Genomic DNA, 23160 nt, shown 5'->3' with positions numbered 1-23160 from the left:
CGGGTCTTTAAAAAGTCCCGGTTTTTATTATTTTATTTATTTTTTGTCGGTAAATGACACGAATTCAACAGTTCCTCTTTGTCTTACAGGTTGTGTATATAAATCCATTAACATATAAACTTCATCTGGAACATCTGTTTCTACATTTAATCCCAATTCTTTTGCTTCTTCAACTGTTATTGGGTAATCATGAGTCCATCTTCCTTCTGTTAAGGTTTCTGATAATTTTTTAGCTTTTTCTTCTCCGAATCTGTCCTTTAATAATTCATATATAAATTTCTGAACCTGATGAATGGATTTTTTTGCAACGTCTGCAAGTATTAATGTTTGATCATCGACTTTATCCACACCTTTTTGTTCAACTGCTCTAACGATACTTGGAGCGGGATTTTGGCCTAATTGTGGATCAACAGGACCTAAAACGGCATGGGGATCCATTATTATTTTGTCTGCTGATAATGAGATTAATGTTCCGCCGCTCATTGCATAATGAGGAACAATTACCCGTGTTTCTGCTGGATGATCGTGTAAAGCCTTGGCAATTTGTGTAGCAGCTAATACAAGGCCTCCTGGTGTGTGTATAATTAAATCTATAGGCTTATCTTTAGGTGCTTTTCTTATAGCTCTTAATATTTCTTCGCTATCTTCTATATTAATGAATTTATAGAATGGCATTCCTAAAAATCCCATACTTTCCTGTCTGTGTATAAGAGTAATAACTGTTGAATTCCTCTTTTTAGATAACGAGGACAAAAGACCTTTCCTTGAAGCAATTAACTGTGCAAATTTAAACTGTGGCCCGAGTAAAATATAGAACATAAATATGAGCCACAATAAAGAACCTAAACCTGTTGTCACTTATACCACCTCCCATGAAAAATTTTTCATTGTTATTAATAATAATGTTTTTTAATCTTTTTTAAATCTATTATACCATAATCAGGTATATTTAATTAATTTAAGTATATGAATATTTCATTTTTTCTGGTATACTACATTTGTGAAATATTATTTACGGGGTTATTATTATGGAGATTTTTGTAATTACAACCGAAGCTGGAAGTATTAAAGGATTTGTGAAAAATAATAAGATTATAGAAATAAAATTTTATAATGATTATCTTGAAGAATATTATGATAATCATACGGCTTTGTTTTATAAAACTATAAAAAAGTATTTTAAAGGATACGATGTTCTTGATGAATTGCCTTATGAAAAGTATTTTAAAACTGTTTTTGAGGAAAGAGTAATGAAGACTTTAAAAAATAAAGTATTATTTGGACATGTTGTATCTTATGGAGAGCTAGCAGTTATGGCAGGGTATCCGCGCGCAGCAAGAGCTGTTGGAACTGTTATGGCACATAATAATCTTCCATTGATATTTCCGTGTCATAGGGTTATTAAAAGCGATGGAAGGATTGGAAATTTTGGACCCGGGCAACACTGGAAAGAGTTTTTGTTAAAAATTGAAAAATATATTGTGTAACAAACTTTAACCTTTATAAAACATTCAAGAATAAATTGGAATATATAATATCTTTGAGGTGATAATAATGTCAAAACGCTTACATCCAAAAGTTTTTAAAGTCCCTATTGACAGGATTAGAATGGGTTATTATTCGGATAAGTATTTTACAAGATATGTTGAGGTGTTAAAAAAAGACAATAAGCATGTTAACGTGCTTTATCAGTATTTTCCCAGAAAGGATTGTGTTGTTGTAGGAATTGATGAAGCACTTGCTATTTTAAGATTTGGAACTGGTTATTATAGGGATGAAGAAAAAGCTAATGAATTGTTTAACAGTATTTTAGAATTGGAGAAAGCTTTACAAAATGCAGCTCATAAGATGGATAAAGAGGAATTGCTTGAAATAACGTCAAAAAAATGGGATTTAAGGATGATGTTAAATGATTTATGGGTTGATAAATGGAATGAAATAGAAGTTAAAGCACTATTTGATGGTGACGAAGCAAAGGATATGGAACCGGTTTTGACTATTGAAGGAGATCCGTCATATTTTGGATATCTTGAAACAATTTTATTGGGAGTATTGGCAAGGGCTACCTCAACTGCCACTGCTGTTAAAAAGGTTGTAGATGTTGCCAATGGAAAGCCTATATTATTTTTTAGTGCAAGATTTGACCATTTCTGGGTACAGGCAACCGATGGTTATGCGGCGTTAAAAGCAGGTGCTTTTGGTGTATCAACAGACGCTAATGCAGATTATTGGGGAATAGAATCATTGGGTACAATTCCGCATGCATTAATTGCATCGTATGATGGTGATACAACAGCAGCTGCAATAGCCTTTGATAAACATATTGAAGGAAATGTAAATAGAATAGTTCTTGTAGATTGGGATAATGATGTAATTGGAACGACGATGAAGCTTGTATCAAGGTTTTATGAATATGTAACAGGTGAAAAATTTATTCCAGGTAAAACAGATCCTTCTGTTATAATAGGACCGGGAAAAAACAAAATATGGGGTGTGCGTTTTGATACATCTGGAAGTTTAAGGGATAAGAGCGTTATTCCAAAGGACAAATCTTCTCTTGGGGTTAATCCTGAGCTCGTATGGCGTGCAAGACAGGTTTTCGATGAAAATGGTTTAAAGGATTTAAAGATTTTAGTTTCAGGCGGTTTTGATGCTGAGAAAATAAAATTATTTGAAACCTTAGATGTACCCGTTGATAGCTATGGTGTGGGTTCAAAATTGTTAAAAGAAAAGATAGATTTTACTGCAGATATTGTTGAAGTAAATGGAAAACATTGTGCCAAGGTGGGAAGAAAAAAAGGAGATTTATCGAGATTATCAGTGGTTTCAAAAAAATATTGGGAAGAATAAATTAAAATATAAAATTAAATTATTAAAGGAGGATTATAAAATGGAAAAAGGTACATGGGTTGTTAAAAAGGGTTTTGCTGAAATGTTCAAAAATGGAGTTATAATGGATGTTACAACTGCAGAACAGGCAAAGATTGCTGAAGAAGCTGGTGCAGTTGCAGTTATGGCTCTTGAAAGAGTTCCAGCAGATATTAGAAAAGCTGGTGGAGTTGCAAGAATGGCAAGTATTTCAAAGATAAAAGAAATCATGGAAGCAGTTTCTATTCCTGTAATGGCAAAGGTTAGAATTGGACATATTGCTGAAGCAAGAGTGTTGGAAGCTTTAGGTGTTGATTTTATAGATGAATCAGAAGTTTTAACTCCTGCTGATGATAAATATCATATAAATAAACACGATTACAAAGTTCCTTTTGTTTGTGGTGCAAGAAACCTTGGTGAAGCATTAAGAAGAATTGCAGAAGGTGCTGCAATGATTAGAACAAAAGGTGAAGCTGGAACAGGTAATATTGTTGAAGCAGTAAAACACATGAGACAGGTTATGGATGAAATAAGATTAGTTCAAAATATGCCAGAAGAAGAATTGGTAACATATGCAAAACAGATAGGAGCTCCTGTAGATTTAGTTGCAGAAGTTAAAAAATTAGGAAGATTACCTGTAGTTAACTTTGCAGCTGGTGGAGTAGCAACACCTGCTGATGCAGCATTAATGATGATGCTTGGTTCAGATGGTGTATTTGTTGGTTCAGGTATTTTCAAATCAAAAGATCCAAAGAGAATGGCAAAGGCTATAGTTGAAGCTGTATTGCATTATGACGATCCAGAAAAATTAGTAAAGATCAGTGAAGACGTTGGAGAAGCTATGGAAGGATTGGAAATTGATAAATTAGATGTACACTTACAGGAAAGAGGATGGTAATGTGAAAATAGGTGTATTGGCAGTTCAGGGAGATATCCGTGAACATGCAAATATGATTGAAAAGATAGGTCATACACCTATAAGAGTTAAGTCAATAGAAAAATTAAATGAAGTAGAAGGGCTTATTATTCCTGGCGGTGAAAGTACCACTATCACAAAGTTACTCAAGAAAACAGGATTATGGGATGAAATTATAAAGAAAGCAAAAGAAGGATTTCCTATTTTTGGCACATGCGCCGGGATGATAGTGCTTTCAAATGGAATAAAAAAGTATGAAAAACAGGATACAATGAAGCTTATTGATATAATTGTTGAAAGAAATGCTTACGGAAGACAGGTATTTTCATTTGAAGAAATATTAAAATTTAGAGGTAATGATATAAAGGTAACATTTATAAGAGCACCAAAAATTGTTGAATACGGTGAAAATGTTGAAAAATTAATAGAATATAAAGATGCACCTGTACTTGTAAGGCAAAATAATATCTTAGCAGCTTCATTTCACCCTGAAATAGAAGATGATCCATCTGTTCATGAATACTTTGTGGAAGAGATGGTTAAAAAGTCAAAATAAAAGAAGGTGAATTGTTTAATGATTCCATTAAATGGATTTCTTGCACATTTTATTGCAGATCATGCATTTACAAATGTATATTCTGATACATTAAAGGATAAAAATAAATTAATGACCCATATATTGTGGAGTTTCTTTGTAATATTGACATTTACATTTGAATCCTTAAAAAGCGTTGCGGGAATAATAGCATTTTTTGTGCTTGTATCTTATCATGTAGGTGTAGATATTTACAGATCAAAGAAAGGGACTGATTTTAAGAAAGAATTAGCATATTTAGCCGGGGCTTTTTTGATAAATGTAGTATTTTTTGAAGTATATATACATTCCTATATATCAAAGGAGTTTGTGTATTATTTAATAGGGATGATGTTTGCAACGAGTTTTGGCTCTTTTATTGAAAGGACATTTAATATAATAGATCCACAAATGAAGGATACAGCAGGTGCTTCAGAACGATTGGCTATATATATATTCTTAAGTAAATTTAAAGCGGAACTTGTACTGGTATCGATTTTTGCAGGACTTTTATATCGTTTTTTCTTTGTAAAAGAAAAATCAAAGGAATGGATTTTTTCTCCAATTTATGGTGTTATAGTATCTTCGATATGGATATTATTTATGAATGTGGTGTTATAAATGATATGGGCAATATCTGATATTCATGGAATGTATGATAATTTGATAAAGGTTTTAAATCAAATACCGGAAAATGATAAAATAATATTTCTTGGAGATTATGTGGATCGAGGGCCTGGTTCAAGACAGGTCCTTGATCTTTTATTTAAATTAAAAAATAGAGCGGTGTTTTTAAAAGGAAATCATGAAGATATGATGCTTGATTATTTTGAAAATACGGGTAAATATAAAGAGGGTGCATGGTTTAGAAATGGTGCCCAGGCAACACTTGATAGTTTTAATAATGATATTGAAGAAAAATATCTTGATTTTATTAGAAATTTAAAGCTTTATCATATTGAAAAAATTGGAACTCAAAAATATTTGTTTGTACATGGAGGTATTAGACCAGGAATTTCTCTTTCTGATCAAGCGGAGCGTGATTTGTTGTGGATAAGAGATGATTTTTATATGAGTGATCAGCCTTATGAAGATTACATTGTTATACATGGTCATACACCAACAAAATATATTACCGGTGAATACGAGGTATATTTTAGAAAGTTAGATGATAAAATTCTCAGCATAGATATAGATACCGGTTGTGTATATGGCGGTAAGTTATCGGCTCTTGGTATATCAAATGATAATAAGTATGATATAATATCAATATAGAGGTATTTTATTTATCGGAGGGATAAAAAATGGAAAGATTAGAATTTTTCACAATTACAGGCGAAGACGGAAATGAATATAATTTTATGTTTTTGGAAGAATTAAAGATTAATAATCAAAGGTATTGGATTTGTTATGAAGCTTTTAAGGAGGAAGATAGTGAAGATATAGTGTTAGGAGATACAGTTGCATTTAAGGTAAATTCAGAAAAGGGTGAATTGTTCTTAGATGCTGTTGAAGATGATGAAGAACTTGAATTGGTTGAAGAAGAATGGAAAAAGGTAATGGAAGATGTCGATATTGATGAAAATGAAGAATTTTTTTTGATAGAGGATGACGATTCAAAAGATAATAATTAATTATAAACAGGTGAAAGAATGATGGAAAATGCGGCGAAACTATTTGATATAAAGTTTATTCTGGATCGTTTTGATAAGCCTATTTTTAATAAAAATCTTGAATTGTTAGAGAAGAATAATATACATCCAAAATTGGTATGTATTCTAACTTCTGATGATCCTGGAAGTGTTTCTTATTCCAGGGGTATTAAGGGTATATGTAAAAGATATAATATAGAATTTGAAAGCGTTGTGGTACACAGCAGAGAAGAGCTGGAAGAAAAGATAGAATACTATAATAAAGATGTTCAAACACATGGTATTATTGTTATGTACCCTACACCCTTTGAGGTTAAAGATACGCATTTTATGAATATGATTTCCCCTGAAAAGGATATAGAAGGGCTGCATCATTCATATATGGGATATCTTGTTCAACATGAAGGTTATGAAGATCCAAAGCATTTAAGAAAATTAGTAATACCACCAACAGCAAAAGGAATATTATATGTATTAAAACGATATAGATTAATATTTGAGAATATAAAAAGAAAAACAGGAAATTATCCAGATAATTTTGATAGAAATCCATTTTCTTTAGAAGGCAAAAAAATAGTTGTAATTAATGATTCACTTGCTGTTGGAAGATCCCTGGCTTTAATGTTGTTAAATGAAAATGCCAGTGTAAGGGTTTGTCAGAAATATACAGATTATGAGGATATTTTAAAGTTTGTTTCTATTTCAGATATAATAGTTTCTGCAGTTCCATCGTCAAAATTTATTATTCCAACAGAAAAGGTGCCTCAAAATTCTATAGTATTTGATATTTCTTTTGAAGGAAATTTTGAGTATCCTTCTATATTTGATAAAGTATATAAGATTTCACCTAAATGGAATCTTGTTAAAAAAGGAAATCGTATTAATGATATGACATTGCACAGGCTTATTTCAAATATGTTTTATCTTGTAAATAGGAAACTTCCAGATAATGATTTATTGGAATTAAGAAAATTTGAAGATAATATACTTAGTCTATAATAAATAAAAATGGTTCGGCTTTTGCCGAACCATTTTTATTATTGCACTTCGCCAAGAAGTTCTTTTACTTTTCTGTGGATTCTTGCTTTCTTTCTTGCAGCGTTATTCTTGTGAATAACACCTTTTTTAGCTGCTTTATCAATTACAGAAAATGCATTGTTTAATAATTCTAATACTTCTTCTCTTTCTTTTTTAGCTTCTACTGCTGCTAATACTTTTTTAATTGAGTTTTTAACTCTTGTTTTGTATGATTTGTTTCTTAATCTTCTTTTTGCTGTTTGTCTAACTCTTTTTTTAGCTGATTTTACGTTTGGCACTTTGATTTTCCTCCTTTTATATTATTTTATTAATTATAATCCAAATGCAGCTTTTAATTCATTAACCTTATCTGTTCTTTCCCATGGGAATTCAACATCTGTTCTTCCAAAATGTCCATATGCTGCTGTTTTTCTGTAAATAGGTTTTAATAGGTCTAAGTTTTTAATTATTGCACCAGGTCTGAAATCAAACATTGTTGTTACTACTTCATATAATTTTTCTTCGTCAACCTTTGCTGTACCTTTTGTATCAATTAATATTGATACTGGTTCAGCTACACCAATAGCATATCCTAATTGAATCATTACTTCATCGGCTAATCCAGCAGCTACTATGTTCTTAGCAACGTAACGTGCCATGTAGTGTGCTGATCTGTCAACCTTTGTTGGATCCTTTCCGCTGAATGCTCCTCCACCATGTGGAACCCAACCGCCGTATGTATCAACTATAATTTTTCTTCCTGTTAATCCTGTATCAGCGTGTGGTCCTCCAAGAACAAATCTTCCTGTTGGATTTACCAATATTTTTGTATTCTTTGTTAATAAATGTTCTGGAATTATTGGTTTAATTACGTGTTCAATTAAAGCTTCTCTAATTTCTTCAATTGTTACGTCTGGTTCGTGTTGAGTGGAAATTAATACTGTTTCAACTTCTATTGGTTTATTGTTTTCATCATATTCAACAGTAACCTGTGTTTTTCCATCAGGTCTTAAGAATTTTAATGTGCCATTTTTTCTAACTTCTGCAAGTCTGTATGCTAATTTGTGAGCAAGAACTATTGGTAAAGGCATCATTTCAGGTGTTTCATTTGTTGCGTAACCAAACATAATACCCTGGTCACCAGCGCCAAGCTTTTCGTAAGGATCCTCTTCTTTGATTTTTCCTTCTTTTACTTCTAAAGCTTTATCAACACCCATTGCAATATCAGGTGATTGTTCGTCTATTGACACTAAAACTGCTGAAGTTTCTCCATCAAAACCAAATTTTGCTCTTGTATATCCAATGTCTAATATTGTCTGTCTTACGATTTTTGGTATATCTACATAAGCTTTTGTTGAAATTTCTCCAGCTATTACAGCAACACCTGTTGTCACCAATGTTTCAACTGCAACCCTTGAGAATGGGTCTTTTTCCAATAAAGCATCTAAGATTGCGTCGGAAATTTGGTCTGCTACTTTATCTGGATGTCCTTCTGTTACACTTTCGCTTGTGAAAAGTCTTTTTTTCAATTCTCTTCCTCCTTTATGAAAATTTATTAATATCCGAATTATTATTATACCAAAAATATGAATCAATAGGCGTATAAAAAATTAACGTTAAAATAAAATCTATTGTATTTTGAGTTACATTTCTTTTACCAGTATTAATTTATATACCTTTATACTTCCCCAGATATCTTCAAGTATTAGTTCTGCAGGATTTTTATCTTTTAAAGTAAAGGCTATTTCATTCCATCTATTTACCTTTATTGGTGTAATAAATGATGAAGAATATAATTTAATCCAATACGTAAATAAATTTGAACCATAACCATAAATAGCATTTGGTGAATACATTTCGTCTTCTCTTATTGCATCGAATTCTATTTCATATACTAATTCATCATTAACCCTTAATGAAATCTTTCTTGGAATTATTGTTGTATTATCACCAACTTTTTCTGAAACTTTTACTTCGAGTTTTGGTAAAGTGGTAAATGGAACTTCAGTTACCTGATCATCTAATAATTTATATGTTCTATTATTTGATCTAATTTCAAATGCCTGTAATTTTCTTGGTCTCATTTCAACATAATCAACAAATTCAAGTGCATCTCTTACTATTTCTATTTCATTATTTCCCGATTTTTTAACTTCTCTAATTTCAAAGTGAACATGTGGAACTTCAGCTTCACCACTTTTTCCAGAATATCCAATTTCTTCACCTTTTGATACCCTTATTTCATCATCAGGAAATTTTATTTCTGCAAATGTATTTCCAAATTCGCTTACCACAGAATTTGCGATTTCTGCCATTAGTCCTTTGAAAGAATTTAAATGGGCGTATACGCTTATTAAATCATAGTCTGGATGATATATAAATATAGTATTTCCATAAACCTTATGATTTACCCATAATTTGCACACGTATCCATCAGCTGCGGCATTTACAGGATAACCAATTCTTGAAAAAGATGAAAAATCTATTCCCAGATGGAAATGTGGTTTATCTCCAGTATCTCTATATTCTCCAAATGAAGATGTAAGATATGAATCCTTAACCGGCGGTAAAAACCTTTGAGAAAATACCGTTAAAACACTTAATAAAATTACGGTAAATACTAAAAATTTTTTCATAAAGCACCTCCATTGCGCGCATATATCTTTAATTTTATATCTGTATTATTGAATGCAATTTCCTCTATACCAATTTTACCACGTTTTTTAAACCAGTTTTGAACATTTTTATATTCTTCTTCAATTTCAAAAGTTTTTATTATCTCTTCTTCAATTAATTTATCCTGTATAGCTTTTTTTAAATTTTCAATGTTCTCGCCGGTTTTACATGAAATGAAAATAGCGTTTTTATATCTGTTTTTTAAAATTGAAAGTTGTTCATCATTAATTTTATCTATTTTATTAAAAACCAGTATACGTGGAATATCTAAAGCTTTAATATTCTCTAAAACATCATATGCGGTACTTATTCTTTCTTCAATATTTTGAGATGAAATATCTACGAGATGTATGATTAGATCGGAATATTTTATTTCTTCCAGCGTGGATTTAAATGCTTCTATTAATTCATGAGGAAGATTTCTAATAAATCCTACCGTGTCAGATAATATAACAAAGAGTCCAGAAGGAAGCATTACTCTCCTGGACTTTGGAGACAGAGTTGAAAACATTTTTTCAGAAATTTTTATCTTGTTTTCATGGCTTAATTCTTTTAATAAAGTTGATTTTCCAGCACTTGCGTATCCCACAATGGAAACTTTTATTATGTCTTTTTTGTTTTTTCTTGTAAGTTCTCTTTGGGATTTAATCTTTTTTAGTTTATTTTGAATTTTAGATATTTCATTTTTTATGGTTCTTTTTTTGTATTCTTTTTCCTGTTCACCTGGACCTCTTGTTCCAATACCCCCGCCGGTTCTGGACATTTCGCTTCCAAGACCATATATCCTTGGAAGTATGTGCTTGAGAGTAGCAAGTTTTATTTGTAACTTGCTTTCCTGAGTTTCGGCATGCTCCGAAAAAATCTTTAATATTACATCTGTTCTATCGTATACTTCAATATTAAGCTCTTTTGAAATATGAATATATTGTCTCGGAGATAATTCAGAATTTATAACGAGCACTTCTGCATCAACAAACGCAATAAGTTCTTTCAAATCTTCAAACTTTCCTTTTCCAATAAAAGTGAGAGGGTCTGGTTTATTTAAATTTTGATGTATGTATTCAACGATTTCTATATTTATATTTTTGGATAATTCTATTATCTCCTCAACATCTTCTCTTAAGTTTTTGCTGTTTATGAGAACTAATACACCTTTCTTAATTCTCATTACCTCCTGATTGATTTTCCTGATGTTGCTGCTGGAAAAGCTTTACGTATTTCATAGGAACAATCATTTTTACTGCATGTTTATAAACTAATGATTGTTGTCCTTTTTTCTCTAAAAGAATGGTGAAATTATCAAATGATTTTATGTATCCTGATGTCTGAAATCCACCTTCAAAATAGATTTTACATTCAATTTTATTTGTTCTCAATAAATTTAAAAAACGTTCTTGCAAATTAAATTTTTCTGCCATGGTCATACCCCCCTTAATAATATTGAAAAAAGTAATATAAGTTTTTTTATTCATTAAAACCATTCTTAATGATTTTTTTGATTTTTTCAACAGGATTTTTTTCTTCTGAAAGATTTATCCATATAGCGTTTTTATATCCTCTAAAATAAATAATCTGGCGTCGTGCATACCTTCTTGTATTTCTTTTTATTAAATGTATCATTTTATCATAATCAACTTTTCCCTCAATATATTCTAATACTTCTTTATATCCAATAGTATTCATTGAATTTAAGTTTTTGTTATAACCCATTCTTAATAGATTTTTTACTTCGTCAATTAAACCCATTTCTATCATTTTTTCAACACGTGTATTTATCCTTTCATGTAATTCTTTTCTATCTCTGTCTAAAATTATAATTTGAAATTCGTAAGGATTTTCTGTTTTCTGGCTTTTTATTAAGTCTGACATTCTTTTGCCGGAAAGTATATATATTTCCAACGCTCTAATGCTTCTTTTTAAATCATTGGGATGTATTCTTACATAACTTTCTGGATCCACATCTTTTAATATTTCTCTTATTATACCATGCTGAGAATATTCTAATTTTTTTAAATAGCTTCTTAAACTTAAAGAAGATGGTGCTTCAAAAAAACCTCGTGATACTGCATCAAAATATAATCCAGTTCCGCCTGAAATTATAGGAATCTTTCCTTTATTAAGGACTTCTTTTATTTTTTTTAATGCATCTACTCTATACATGTATGCATTATAATGTTCATCAGGTGAAACGAAATCAATTAAGTGATGTGGAATTTTTTCTCTTTCTTCTGGTGTTGGCTTTGCTGTACCTATATTCATATATTTATAAATTTGCCTTGAATCACAAGAAATAACCTCGAACTTTTCGCCGAGGTTAGTGAGTATATTTGTTTTTCCAACTGCAGTAGGACCTAATATTGCCGTTAGTTTCATTTTAAGTATATCACTCCATAATATACCCCTGAATTTTTGCTTCCATCTACTTTATCAAATTTATATTTATCCCATATAGAATCTTTAATGTGGGCTTTTATTACTACCTTATCTTTTGCTACTCGTTTCATTTCCTCAATATCTTCAATTTCAAGTGGGTCATATACTGCGAATTTTCTTAAAGGATTTAGAGCTGATGATTCAAAAACAGGATTTTCAAACATTGGATCACAATAAATTATATCATAACTTTTATCTTTTTGTTTTTTTAAGAATGATTTATAATTTGCGTGTATTATTTCTATTCTTTTTGAAGCCTCTTTTATCCATTTTATTTTAAAAGGATAATATGGCATACTTTCTTTTACAACAAGATATATAGGGAAAGATCCTTCTACACCTATTAATTTTCCATCTGTTAATTGAGAAGCTATTAATAATGCTTCACTACCAAGACCAAAGGTTAAATCCAGAACTGTTTCATTACCTTTTAATTCAAGATTATTTAATAAATAATCCTTTTTGTCGGCAACATAATTTTTCATTCTTATTTTTACAATAGAAGGATGAAAGAAAAATTCAAAATCACCTTTTTTTAATTTTAAAGTGAGGTTCTTTTCAACTACAAAGTATATATCTTTTGCTTTTAAATGCCTTCTGTTTTTATATACTCCATTATATTGTTCAGCGAGTTGCTTCGCCCGTTGTATTTGTTCCTTCGATGGTTTGTGGGATGTTGTTATAATTAATTTTTCCATTTTCAAGGGTCACACCTTTCTTTTCAAGGAATTCTTTTATCATATCCCTTTCTTTTTCAAGCTCTTTCAATTGTTCCTTTAGATTTTCGAATTCCGATTGAGTTTTTTTGTATTCCTCGGTTAAACTGGAATACACTATAAACATTCTTACCATTTGAATACTAAAATAAAGTATAACAAATATTACAGCTATGTATATTATTATAAAGCCTATATTTAATTTCTTTTTTTCTTTTTTCTTTTTTCCAACAACAAACTTTTTTCGTTGAGCCATAATTATCCCTTTAATCCGGAACGTGCAATTCCTGCAACAAAGTATTTTTGCATGAATATAAATAGTATAATAATTGGTATTACTGAGAATGTAGATGCAGCCATTAACAGGTTATACATGGTACCAGATTCTGTGGTAAATGTTTGCAATCCTACAGCCAATGTTCTCATTTCAGGTGACTTTGTAACTATTAATACCCATAAGAATGCATTCCAGCTACCAACAAATTTTAACAATGCACCTGTTATAATTGCAGGTTTACTTAATGGAACCATTACAGTCCATAAGAATCTCCAGCTACTGCTTCCATCAATTTTTGCAGCGTCCCATAAATCATTTGGTATGGTTAAGAATTGCTGTCTTAAAAGGAATATAGCAAATACACTTACTATCCATGGAATTATCAGCGCATAGTATGTATCAAGCCATCTAAATTTACTTATTGTGATAAAGTTAGGAACGAGCATTACTTCTCCTGGAACCATCATAGTTGCAAGGAAGAGCGTGAATAATGCATTTTTACCCCAGAATTCCAGTTTGGCAAATGCAAAAGCTGCCATTGCTGCAATTAAGATTTCAAATATTGTAGTAGTAGTTGCCATAAATACAGTATTTATATAGTATTTTGAAAATGGTGCAGCATGCCATGCATCAACATAATTCTGGAAGACATTTGCAAATACCTGTGAAGGTGTAAATTTAGCTTTCATAGTAGGATTATCTTCAAGGAACCATATTGCATAAGTATCCTTAAAGTATATTTCTATATTTGAGTAATTTCTGTAATATACTTTTTCAACATTTTCCGGTTTTTGAATTAATTTTACTTCTGAGATAGAATCAGAATACAATTTATTAAATGTTTCAAGAATATTGTTGTAATCTTTTCTCATTTTTGCGAGTTTTATGAGGTCTTCAGCTTTAAAGTTTTGATTTTTTACAAATTCTTTATCAAAAGGATTTAAATATTGTTCAACATTATCAGGTTGAAGTTTATCAATGTATTTTGTAAGATTTCTTATGACCATTAAAGTTCTTGAAAGGTCTTCAGATTTTATTTTTAATATATTTAATGTATGTTCATTGAATTTATGTTCAAGTGCAAGAACAAATTCATCTTTTATTTCAAATATATCATCATTTTCATTTAAAGCTTTTTTAAATTCTTCAGGAATATTGGAATTATGAAAAGCTTTTAAGAAGTTTTCTTTCATATCTTCTTTAGTTGGGACGTTAAATTGGATTATATTAATCTTTGCTGCTTTTTTCTGAATATCAGAGTAATTCTTTTCAAAGAATACTTTAAATTCCAGAGAATTTTTACTGTTAATTATTGAGGAATAAATATTTTTTTCAAGAAGCCTATTCACCCTTCTTAAATACATGTCATTAAATGAAACAAATTTACTTTCGAGATTTGTTAAAAGGGCTAAAACCTTATTTATTTCATTATCACTTACAATTCCTGTTCCTTTGGACATTTCAACAACTACTGATGAAACATTTGATAATTCTGTTTTTAGAGAAAAAAGATACTCTTTTAATTCTTCTTTTTTTCTTGCTTTTTCTTCTTTGACCACTGAGGAATCTGTACTTTTCACTTTTAAATATGGAAGTCTATCTAAGGATACCTTTGTAAATTTATCTATATAATTTATGGAATCTTTTATTTCTTTGTCTAAATATTTTAATAATTGAGATTTTTTAAATAATCCATTTGCTGTTGAATATAAGCTAAAATAGAATTTTTCAAAGGATTCAGGGCTATTATCCAATGTGTTGATTTCTGCAGAAAGATCAGGAACTAATGGATAATTAGCATTATACTCTTTTATTTTTTCTACTAAACTATTAAGTTCCTGATTATCAGCATAATCAAGTTTAGAAAAAGTTAAGGTTATTAACCCTCTTCTTACAGGGTCATCTTCGATAATTAATAATTTTTTATATGGATTATATGTATCTTCACTTTGTGCTGCTCTGAATTCTGCGAGACTGAGTCCGCTTTTAGAACTTCCAGAAGATGAGGTTCCTTTTACATTAACCATAATTTCTGATTTGAAGTTTTTAGATGTCCACCTTGGTGGCCATTGAGCAATTTCACTGCTGCTTTTAAATGATGTAACAACCATCCATGCAAATGGCATTGCCATTATTATTGCTCCACCTATAATTAAAAGATAAACTATTGTAATTCCCATTGTATTAAAGAATTTATTCCATGACATTTTTAAAGGCCTCCTTTATTATGAATCGTAATGTACACGTTTTTTACCGGCAACAAATTGTATAAATGTAAATATGAGTATTATACCAAATAATACATATGCCGCAGCACTTGCCTGACCCATACGCTGTTCACCATAGAACTTTTCAAATACATAATAAACTACGGTTAAACCACTATTATTATATGGTCCAGGAAGCCCTGAATACAATACGAATATTTCAGAGAAGACCTTAAATGCACCAATCATTGAAACTATTAATATAAAGAATGTTGTTGGTGATAATAAAGGCCATGTAATATGAACGAATTTCTGCCATGAGTTTGCACCATCAACTTCTGCTGCTTCATAATAACTTTTATCGATATTCTGTAATCCAGCGAGGAAGATTATTGAATAATATCCAACAAGTTTCCAGATTGAGATTATAGCAATTGTTGGTATTGTCCATTTTTCATCTTTTAACCATAAAATCTTTTCCACACCAAAGAATGAAAGGATATAATTCAAAAGCCCGTTATCGTTAAATATCCATTGCCATACAAGAGATACAGCAACAACACTGGTAACAAAAGGAATAAAGTATATTGTTCTAAATACAACCTTTCCTTTTACTTCCTGATAGAATAACATGGCTATTACCAATGAAAGGAATATTGTTATTGGCATTGACAATAAAACGTAATAGCTTGTATTCCATATAGCTTTAAGAAAATCCGCTTCTTCTTTTGCCATACTAAGATAAGTAACAATTTCTGGTATATGAATTAATTTGATTCCTGCAACATATACTGTAATCAATATAATCATTCTTAATAATAATTTATCAGGAGTTCCTTCTATTTTTTTCATAGCAGCGATGGCTGTATAGGAAAAGGCTAACCATAAAAATATTATCCATTGAAGTTGATAAGATATAACATTCCATAAAATAAAGGTTATAGCACTTATAACAGCATTTAAAATAATAATATTTTTCACTTTTTTATCTGAAATCCTTTTCAAATCAAGCAATACTGTTAAGAAATATATTGTAGCAAATATGAGGAAAAATGTTCCTAAAAAAGCCACGTTAAAAGTCATTGAAACTGGGTGTTTTAATTTAAATAATTGAATGTAATTATCAAAGCCTATAAATTGTGGATTAGCCTGATTTTTAAAATCCCATTTAAAGAAACTCAAAACAAATGAATAAATAATAGGCCAGAATACAAAGATTGATAAAACAATCATTGAAGGTAAAAGATAAAGGTATGCAGTTATACTTTCTCTGGTTCTTCTCCAGGCATGTGGAGATAAGAAGTATTTAGAAACTTTCATAATCACGAATAATACTACAGCTATACTGACGCCAATTACGGGAATAAGAATCTCAGCTGGCATAAAACTTCCTCCTATCTCTATTTAATTATTTTAATTTTTTTGCTAAGTCAATAAGTTGATTTACAATTTGATTGAAATCTGGATTTTCATTTGTTCTTTGTCTGAGAAATTGATTTATATTATCTATTTCCCTTTTTGCTATATCTATCTTAGGGTTTGTTCCTTCTTTATAAGCACCAACCTCTATTAAATCCTTTGCATCATTATATGTTGCCATTATGTCTCTTACCCTATACGCAGCTTCAAGATGTTCTTCTTTTGCAACGGTAGACATTAACCTACTAATACTTGCAAGTACATCTATAGCCGGATAATGCGAAGATTCAGCCAATCGTCTTGAAAGAAGGATATGACCGTCAACAATACCTCTAACTGTATCTGAAATGGGTTCATTAAAATCATCACCTTCAACAAGTACAGTATATATTGCTGTAATACTTCCTTTATCAGAATTACCCGCTCTCTCTAAAATTTTTGGTAATTCAGCAAATACACTTGGTGTATATCCGCGTGTTGCTGGTGGTTCACCTATGGACAATCCTATTTCCCTTTGTGCCATAGCCCAACGGGTAAGTGAGTCAACCATAAGCATTACATTATATCCCTGATCTCTAAAATATTCAGCAATTGTTGTAGCGCTTAATAGAGCCTTTGTTCTCATTAAGGCTGGTTGATCTGAAGTTGAAACAACAACTACCGAACGTTTTAAACCTTCTTCGCCAAGATCGCGCTCTATAAACTCTCTTACTTCACGACCTCGTTCACCGATTAAAGAAATAACGTTTATATCAGCAGAGGTATTTCTTGCTATCATACCAAGTAATGTACTCTTTCCAACACCACTTCCAGCAAATATACCAATCCTTTGCCCTTTGCCAAGTGTAATTAAACCATCTATAGCTCTAATTCCAACAGGAAGAGGTTCCTCTATTTTATTTCTTATTAAAGGATTTGGTGGTGGTGAGTAAATGGAACGATATTTTTCTGCATATAGAGGTTTACCATCCATAGGCCTTCCCAATCCATCAAGAACACGACCAAGAAGATTATTAGAAACGCCAATGGACACCTTTCTATTTAATTTTTTTACTCTGGCACCAACATATAATCCGTGAACATCTTCAAATGGCATGAGCAAAACCTTGTTTCCAACGAAACCAACAACTTCACACAGAGCAGTACTTCCATCTTTTAAGGTTATAGAACACAAATCTCCCAGAGAAACATCAGGTCCTCTGGATTCTATAACCACACCGGTTATTCTATCCACTATTCCTTCAAGGGAAAATATATCCAGTTCGTTTAAACGTTGATTTATGTTTTCCAGTATATCGTTATGAGTTTTCATTTAATTCTTCCTCTATAATTTTACTTACAGTTTTTATTAATTCGTTCCTGTTAATTACAACTTTACCCATATTTGTATGTACTGCTATTGAAAAATCTGGCAGAGTAATATCTTCTATTATCTCAACCTTTTCGACTTTTTCTATTTTTTCTATTAATTCTGGATAGTCTTTTAAAATATTTGAACTTACATGTATTTTTATAAATTCCATTTCTATGTAATATTCCAGTATTTTATTTAAAGCATTTTCAACCCATTTTGGAGTAGAAAATATTTCAATATCAAGAAATTTATGAACCAGAGATTTCAAAATATTAAACATCAGTATCCTTGCATTATATATTTCTAAGTTGAGAGAATTGTTAAATCCTTCTAACATTTTGTTTAACTCGGTAGAATATTGCTCTATTAAAGCATTTATTTCTTCCTGGGCTTTTTGTTGCCCTTCTTTTCGTCCTTTTTCAACTTCTTCAGCATAAGCAAGGTGAGCATCATTTATGATGCTCTCCGCTTCCTGTTTTGCATTTTCAATTATTTCGCTTGCTTTTTTTTCGGCGTCTTCTATTATTCTTCTGGCAATTTCTTCTGCGCTTTCTTTTTCGTGTTCTAATTCCTCTTCCGGTGGTTCAAATATTACATATTGACCCTTTATTATGCGTTTATTATACAATTAATTCTTCTCCTCCTCCACCGGCAATTATGATTTCTCCAGATTCCTCGAGTTTTCTTATAATTGCAACAATTCTTTGCTGTGCTTCATCAACATCTTTTAATCTTACAGGACCCATAAATTCCAATTCTTCTTCTATCATCTGACGAGCTCTTTGTGACATATTTCCAAGTAATTTATCTTTGAGTTCTTCTGATGCACCTTTAAGTGAAAGAGTAAGATCACGGGTATCAACTTCTCTGAGTATTCTCTGAATAGTTCTGTCATCGAGTTTAAGTATATCTTCAAATACGAACATTTTCTTTCTGATTTCTTCTGAAAGTTTTGGATCTGTTTCGGATAATCTGTCAAATATGTTTTTGGATACAGTTCTGTCGATATTATTCATAATTTCAGCTGTTGTTTCTATTCCGCCAACCTGACTGAATGGTTGAGCGGCAAATGAAGATAATCTGTCTTTCATACGGGACTCCACCTCCTTAACAACATCAGGAGTTGCCCTATCCATAATAGAAATTCTTTTAATAACATCAACCTGTAAGTCTTCCGGTAATCCTGCAATAACCTGAGCAGCAGCTCCTGGTGGAAGATAACATAATACCAATGCTACTGTTTGAGGATGTTCATTTTGCAATACATTGGTAATTTGTGCAATATCGATTCTCTTTAAGAAATCGAAAGGTTTAACCTGTAAGTTTGTAACAAGGTTTTCTATAATTTTGATAGCCTGTTCAGGACCAAATGCTTCTTCAAGCAATTTCTTGGCGTAGTCTACACCGCCTTCTTTTATGAACTCTTTTACTTTCATCAGTTCGAAGAATTCTGACATTACAGCGTCTTTTTCTTCATCTGATATTTTTCCGAGGTTTGCAACCTCTAAAGTTAGCATTTCAACCTCTTCTTCATTTAATTCTTTTAATAATTTTGAAGCTCTGTCAGGTCCCATTAAAACTATCAAAATAGCTGCTTTCCTTAAGCCATTTACATCTTGTTTGGCAGCCATAAAATCACCTCTTATTGATTAATCCAGTATTTTACAATTTCTACAACATCATCGAGACTTTGATCAACGATTTTTGCAAGTTTTTCAAATGATTTTTGTTCTTCGGTAAGTTCCACTTCTTCCGGTTCAATTTCTTCAATAATTCTTGTTGCTGCTTCTTCAAGCTTTTTCTTTCTTTCAAGAATGGTTTTCCTTGCTTTCTGTTTCTTTCTAACATTGATTATTGCTATTACAAATAATGCAATAAATATCATGAATATTATAGAAGCAACCATGATAATGGTAAGTGTTTTTGCTCTTTTTGACTGTTCAACCATTTTCTGGTATTCTGCTTCTAAATCTTTATTAAATTTGGTAAATAAAACAGTAATATTAGAAGGAGTTGCTCCTGTTGCTGTTGAAATGGCTGTTTTTATTTGAGCTATTGTTGTTTCGTTTTTTGGAATAGGAGATTTGTCCTCGTCTATAAATATAGTAATAGATTTATTGGCAATTTCACCATTTTTGTCTTCGGTAACCTTTTTATATATTTCATTAAAATCGTAATTTATTATACTTTTTGAATTTTTATATGTATCGGCTCCCTGATTATCAGGCGTTTGTGTTGTATATGGAGGGACATTTGAATCAACGCCTGGAACATTTGATGTTCCAGAATAGGAGGTTTTTTCCTCCGTTTCTTTTTGCTCACTAACAACTATACCTGAAGTTTTATTTACAGGTTGAACATTTCGTGCTTCCTGTTCTATTTTTTGCCAGTTTAAATCTACTTCTGGCAATACAACAATTGCGCCCATTCCAAACACTACCTGAAGCTTGTCTTCTATTTTTTGTGTATAATACTCTTCTATTTTTCTCTTTAAATCAAACTTTGTAGCTGCATCTGCTATATTTCCTTCAGCTAAAACCTGCGCGCTGAGATTATGAGAATAATTGTCTACAACCTTTACATCTTTTGGATCAAGATTTTGAACAGCTCCTGCAACAAATTCCATAATAGCTCTTACCTGATTTGAATCTATAGATGCACCTGGTTCAAGAAATAATAAAACAGAAGCTTTTGGTTTAGATTGTTCTGCAGGTGTATAATATGTCCTTGCAGGCATTACAATATGAACTCTTGCATATTGTATTCCTTTCATTGTGGAAATTGAACGTGCAAGCTCTCCTTCTATTGCTATTTGATAATTTACCTGTTTATCATAACTTGTAGCGCCGAAACTCTGTTTTTGAAGCAATTCATATCCTGTAACCTGATTTCCAAGAACACCACCTAAAGCTAATTTCATCCATAATTCGTATTTATTGTATTTTTCTGGAACCATTATAGAACCGCCAGCACCAACTTTATATGGGATATTCATTTCCTCAAGTTTTGAAATGATTTTTCCACCCTGTTGTTCGTCAACACCACTTATTAAGACCTGATAATTAGGTCTTAAGTTTAATATTATGAAAAATATTATTATTATTAAAAAAACTGCGGCTAATATAGATAGCAATATCTTTTGATTTGTAGGGAAATTATCCCAATAATCCTTTATCTTTTCTAAAAAGTTCATAAAGCCACCTCATAAACTCATAAATATACCTATTCTATAGGAGGAATTAAATAAAATTCCAAGTTTTATGTCGTATATGGATATACCTGTTATAAAAAGAAAATCTTTATCTATATAAAATTTCATCCACATATTGTTTTTAAAATCATATGACATATAAATTTGTTTTAAAATTTTATTATTATTGTTAAATGATACTACATTTTGAGCCCATGGATAGCCAATTCTTGCAATTGTATCCATGTTTAAATTATAATCTGAAAATGCACCTATTGAGAAATTTGTTTTTGGAAAGTAAAAACCACCAAATTTAACTTCAAGATTATTGAATTCAAATTTATTTTCAGTTGTAACTTCGAAATGTTGGTTTGAATAAAATTCCCAATTTTTGTATGCAAAACCTTCATTTGCAATTAGATTCATATAATTTTTTTTCACATTTCCGCTAATGCTTATTAAATAAGGTGAATAGACAGAAGTGTTTTTATATTTTTTTTGTGCTTTTTTTACTTTATTATAATAATAGCTTCCCGCTGAATTTATGCCATTTTTCAATACTGACGTTGGTCCCTGATAATATCCTGCAATTTGCTTTTTTTCAGTACCAAGAGTTTTGTTTAGATAATCATGATATAAAGAGGCTGTTGTTATATTATCAATAGGGTTAAATAGATTATGAGCGCCAAAATCTTCAGCTACTATAGGTTTTAGTTGTAAAAGCCCTATTGCATGACTTGAAGAAATTGCATGCGTATAATAGTTTGATTCAACATACATCTGACCGCCTATTAATGTTTTATCCTGTGTCCATACATATCTTAGTAATTCATTGGAATCCATATAAGAATATTTTCCAATATATGTATATTCAAATGTCAAAAACATGGAGTCGGTATACAACTCCATGTGTAATCCTGGTTTATAGAATATTTTATTATATATGTCTGTTTTTTCTGAAAAACCAGATATAGTAATTAATATAGTAAAGAGGAAAAGTATAACCCTTTTCACCTTATAATTCACCCAATAATTCTAAAATTATATTGGCAATTTTTTCTCCAGTTTTATTAGCGATTTCAATTACTTCTTCGGCTGTTACAGGTTTTAATTCATCTGGAACTGCTTTGTCTGTTACTGCAGAGAAACCTAAAACTCTTATTCCAGCGTGATTAGCAACAATAACTTCTGGAACTGTTGACATTCCAACTAAGTCTGCACCAAAATTTCTCATCATTTTTAATTCAGCAGGTGTTTCAAATGTTGGTCCTGTGATTCCAAGATATACGCCTGTATAAACAGGAATTCCCAATTTTTTAGCAACGCTGATAGCTTTTTCTGTTAATTCTTTATCGTAAGCTTCACTCATATCAGGGAATCTTGGTCCCCATTCATCATAATTTGGACCTATTAATGGATTATCTCCAAAGAAGTTAATTTGATCTGTAATGATACATGGGTTTCCAACTTCAAAATTTGGATTCATTCCACCAGCAGCATTTGTCACAATAAGAATTTTAATACCCAATTCCTGCATTACTCTAATAGGGAATGTTACTTCTTTCATTGTATAACCTTCATAATAATGGAATCTTCCATTCATTAACATCACATTTTTTCCAGAAATTTTTCCAAACATTAATGAACCTTTGTGTCCAGGTGCTGTTGATACAGGGAAATTTGGAATTTCTGAGTAGCTTATTTCAAGGGCATCTTCAAGTTTATTTGCGATTCCATGAAGCCCTGAACCTAAAACAATTGCCACTTCAGGTTTTTCAGATACTTTACTTTTTATATATTCAGCTGCTTCTTTTACGTTTTTTACATATGCTTCAATGTCAAAATTCATATAAAACACCTC

25 protein-coding genes are annotated in these 23160 nt (G+C 31.0%); 8 read left to right on the top strand and 17 right to left on the bottom strand.

Annotated features, from left to right (window positions below; genetic code table 11):
• Nucleotides 1-36: 36 nt before the first annotated feature.
• On the bottom strand, nucleotides 37-858 hold the full coding sequence (locus XO10_RS05520) for an ATP-dependent Clp protease proteolytic subunit (protein ID WP_014296588.1): 822 nt from the start codon (nucleotides 856-858) through the stop codon (nucleotides 37-39).
• A 170-nt stretch (nucleotides 859-1028) separates the two neighbouring features.
• Here XO10_RS05520 and XO10_RS05515 point away from each other — a divergent pair, with 170 nt between their 5' ends.
• The 8 genes from XO10_RS05515 to XO10_RS05480 all read left to right on the top strand — a co-directional run bounded on the left by XO10_RS05515 (nucleotide 1029) and on the right by XO10_RS05480 (nucleotide 7009).
• Entirely contained in the window at nucleotides 1029-1487 is a 459-nt protein-coding gene (locus XO10_RS05515) for a methylated-DNA--[protein]-cysteine S-methyltransferase (RefSeq protein ID WP_014296587.1), read from the top strand.
• A 67-nt stretch (nucleotides 1488-1554) separates the two neighbouring features.
• Nucleotides 1555-2850 (top strand): nicotinate phosphoribosyltransferase, encoded by a 1296-nt coding sequence (locus tag XO10_RS05510; RefSeq protein ID WP_075780497.1) that lies wholly within the window; start codon nucleotides 1555-1557, stop codon nucleotides 2848-2850.
• Between the two features lie 40 nt (nucleotides 2851-2890).
• Complete coding sequence (gene pdxS, locus XO10_RS05505; protein WP_014296585.1) at nucleotides 2891-3766, top strand: pyridoxal 5'-phosphate synthase lyase subunit PdxS; 876 nt, start codon at nucleotides 2891-2893, stop codon at nucleotides 3764-3766.
• Between the two features lies 1 nt (nucleotide 3767).
• Nucleotides 3768-4340, top strand: a complete 573-nt coding sequence (gene pdxT, locus XO10_RS05500) for a pyridoxal 5'-phosphate synthase glutaminase subunit PdxT (RefSeq protein WP_014296584.1) — start codon at nucleotides 3768-3770, stop codon at nucleotides 4338-4340.
• A gap of 18 nt (nucleotides 4341-4358) precedes the next feature.
• A complete protein-coding gene (locus tag XO10_RS05495; RefSeq protein WP_014296583.1) occupies nucleotides 4359-4979 on the top strand; it encodes a hypothetical protein in 621 nt (206 codons plus the stop codon).
• A complete protein-coding gene (locus XO10_RS05490) occupies nucleotides 4980-5633 on the top strand; it encodes a metallophosphoesterase family protein (protein ID WP_014296582.1) in 654 nt (217 codons plus the stop codon).
• A gap of 29 nt (nucleotides 5634-5662) precedes the next feature.
• Complete coding sequence (locus XO10_RS05485; RefSeq protein WP_014296581.1) at nucleotides 5663-5992, top strand: DUF1292 domain-containing protein; 330 nt, start codon at nucleotides 5663-5665, stop codon at nucleotides 5990-5992.
• Nucleotides 5993-6013: 21 nt separating this feature from the next.
• A complete protein-coding gene (locus XO10_RS05480; protein WP_041638520.1) occupies nucleotides 6014-7009 on the top strand; it encodes a bifunctional 5,10-methylenetetrahydrofolate dehydrogenase/5,10-methenyltetrahydrofolate cyclohydrolase in 996 nt (331 codons plus the stop codon).
• Nucleotides 7010-7047: 38 nt separating this feature from the next.
• On the opposite strand, the gene rpsT is transcribed toward XO10_RS05480, so the two are convergent.
• The 16 genes from rpsT to XO10_RS05400 form a co-directional block, all read right to left on the bottom strand.
• Nucleotides 7048-7326, bottom strand: a complete 279-nt coding sequence (gene rpsT, locus XO10_RS05475) for a 30S ribosomal protein S20 (protein ID WP_014296579.1) — start codon at nucleotides 7324-7326, stop codon at nucleotides 7048-7050.
• A gap of 33 nt (nucleotides 7327-7359) precedes the next feature.
• The gene (gene metK, locus XO10_RS05470) at nucleotides 7360-8556 is read right to left on the bottom strand and encodes a methionine adenosyltransferase (RefSeq protein ID WP_014296578.1); all 1197 of its coding nucleotides are present in this window, start codon (nucleotides 8554-8556) and stop codon (nucleotides 7360-7362) included.
• Nucleotides 8557-8670: 114 nt separating this feature from the next.
• Nucleotides 8671-9663 carry a M23 family metallopeptidase gene (locus XO10_RS05465; protein ID WP_014296577.1) on the bottom strand — a complete coding sequence of 331 codons (993 nt, stop codon included), beginning with the start codon at nucleotides 9661-9663 and terminating at the stop codon, nucleotides 8671-8673.
• Nucleotides 9660-10871, bottom strand: a complete 1212-nt coding sequence (hflX, locus tag XO10_RS05460; protein WP_175421218.1) for a GTPase HflX — start codon at nucleotides 10869-10871, stop codon at nucleotides 9660-9662. The genes XO10_RS05465 and hflX overlap by 4 nt, the downstream gene beginning before the upstream one ends.
• Entirely contained in the window at nucleotides 10861-11121 is a 261-nt protein-coding gene (hfq, locus tag XO10_RS05455) for an RNA chaperone Hfq (RefSeq protein ID WP_014296575.1), read from the bottom strand. The genes hflX and hfq overlap by 11 nt, the downstream gene beginning before the upstream one ends.
• A gap of 46 nt (nucleotides 11122-11167) precedes the next feature.
• Nucleotides 11168-12076 carry a tRNA (adenosine(37)-N6)-dimethylallyltransferase MiaA gene (gene miaA / locus XO10_RS05450; RefSeq protein ID WP_014296574.1) on the bottom strand — a complete coding sequence of 303 codons (909 nt, stop codon included), beginning with the start codon at nucleotides 12074-12076 and terminating at the stop codon, nucleotides 11168-11170.
• Nucleotides 12073-12834: a class I SAM-dependent methyltransferase gene (locus XO10_RS05445; RefSeq protein ID WP_014296573.1), complete on the bottom strand. Its 762-nt coding sequence runs from the start codon at nucleotides 12832-12834 to the stop codon at nucleotides 12073-12075. Before XO10_RS05445 ends, miaA begins: the two co-directional genes overlap by 4 nt.
• Nucleotides 12761-13108: a hypothetical protein gene (locus XO10_RS05440; RefSeq protein ID WP_041638518.1), complete on the bottom strand. Its 348-nt coding sequence runs from the start codon at nucleotides 13106-13108 to the stop codon at nucleotides 12761-12763. Before XO10_RS05440 ends, XO10_RS05445 begins: the two co-directional genes overlap by 74 nt.
• 2 nt (nucleotides 13109-13110) lie before the next feature.
• Nucleotides 13111-15336 carry a carbohydrate ABC transporter permease gene (locus tag XO10_RS05435; RefSeq protein WP_014296572.1) on the bottom strand — a complete coding sequence of 742 codons (2226 nt, stop codon included), beginning with the start codon at nucleotides 15334-15336 and terminating at the stop codon, nucleotides 13111-13113.
• A gap of 18 nt (nucleotides 15337-15354) precedes the next feature.
• Nucleotides 15355-16719, bottom strand: coding sequence for a carbohydrate ABC transporter permease (locus XO10_RS05430; protein WP_217671664.1), 1365 nt, complete (start codon nucleotides 16717-16719; stop codon nucleotides 15355-15357).
• Nucleotides 16720-16744: 25 nt separating this feature from the next.
• On the bottom strand, nucleotides 16745-18067 hold the full coding sequence (gene fliI / locus XO10_RS05425) for a flagellar protein export ATPase FliI (protein WP_014296570.1): 1323 nt from the start codon (nucleotides 18065-18067) through the stop codon (nucleotides 16745-16747).
• Complete coding sequence (locus XO10_RS05420) at nucleotides 18054-18737, bottom strand: hypothetical protein (RefSeq protein WP_075780495.1); 684 nt, start codon at nucleotides 18735-18737, stop codon at nucleotides 18054-18056. Before XO10_RS05420 ends, fliI begins: the two co-directional genes overlap by 14 nt.
• On the bottom strand, nucleotides 18730-19740 hold the full coding sequence (fliG, locus tag XO10_RS05415; protein WP_014296568.1) for a flagellar motor switch protein FliG: 1011 nt from the start codon (nucleotides 19738-19740) through the stop codon (nucleotides 18730-18732). Before fliG ends, XO10_RS05420 begins: the two co-directional genes overlap by 8 nt.
• A gap of 11 nt (nucleotides 19741-19751) precedes the next feature.
• A complete protein-coding gene (fliF, locus tag XO10_RS05410; RefSeq protein WP_075780494.1) occupies nucleotides 19752-21302 on the bottom strand; it encodes a flagellar basal-body MS-ring/collar protein FliF in 1551 nt (516 codons plus the stop codon).
• Between the two features lie 9 nt (nucleotides 21303-21311).
• Nucleotides 21312-22313, bottom strand: a complete 1002-nt coding sequence (locus XO10_RS05405) for a lytic transglycosylase domain-containing protein (protein ID WP_171814210.1) — start codon at nucleotides 22311-22313, stop codon at nucleotides 21312-21314.
• A 1-nt stretch (nucleotide 22314) separates the two neighbouring features.
• Nucleotides 22315-23148, bottom strand: a complete 834-nt coding sequence (locus tag XO10_RS05400) for a purine-nucleoside phosphorylase (protein WP_075780493.1) — start codon at nucleotides 23146-23148, stop codon at nucleotides 22315-22317.
• Nucleotides 23149-23160: the final 12 nt, after the last annotated feature.

It is taken from the genome of Marinitoga sp. 1135, from assembly GCF_013363245.1.
In the GTDB taxonomy this organism is placed as follows: domain Bacteria; phylum Thermotogota; class Thermotogae; order Petrotogales; family Petrotogaceae; genus Marinitoga; species Marinitoga piezophila.
Note: the sequence above shows the minus strand (reverse complement) of the source record. Positions and strands in the feature narration are given on the sequence as shown.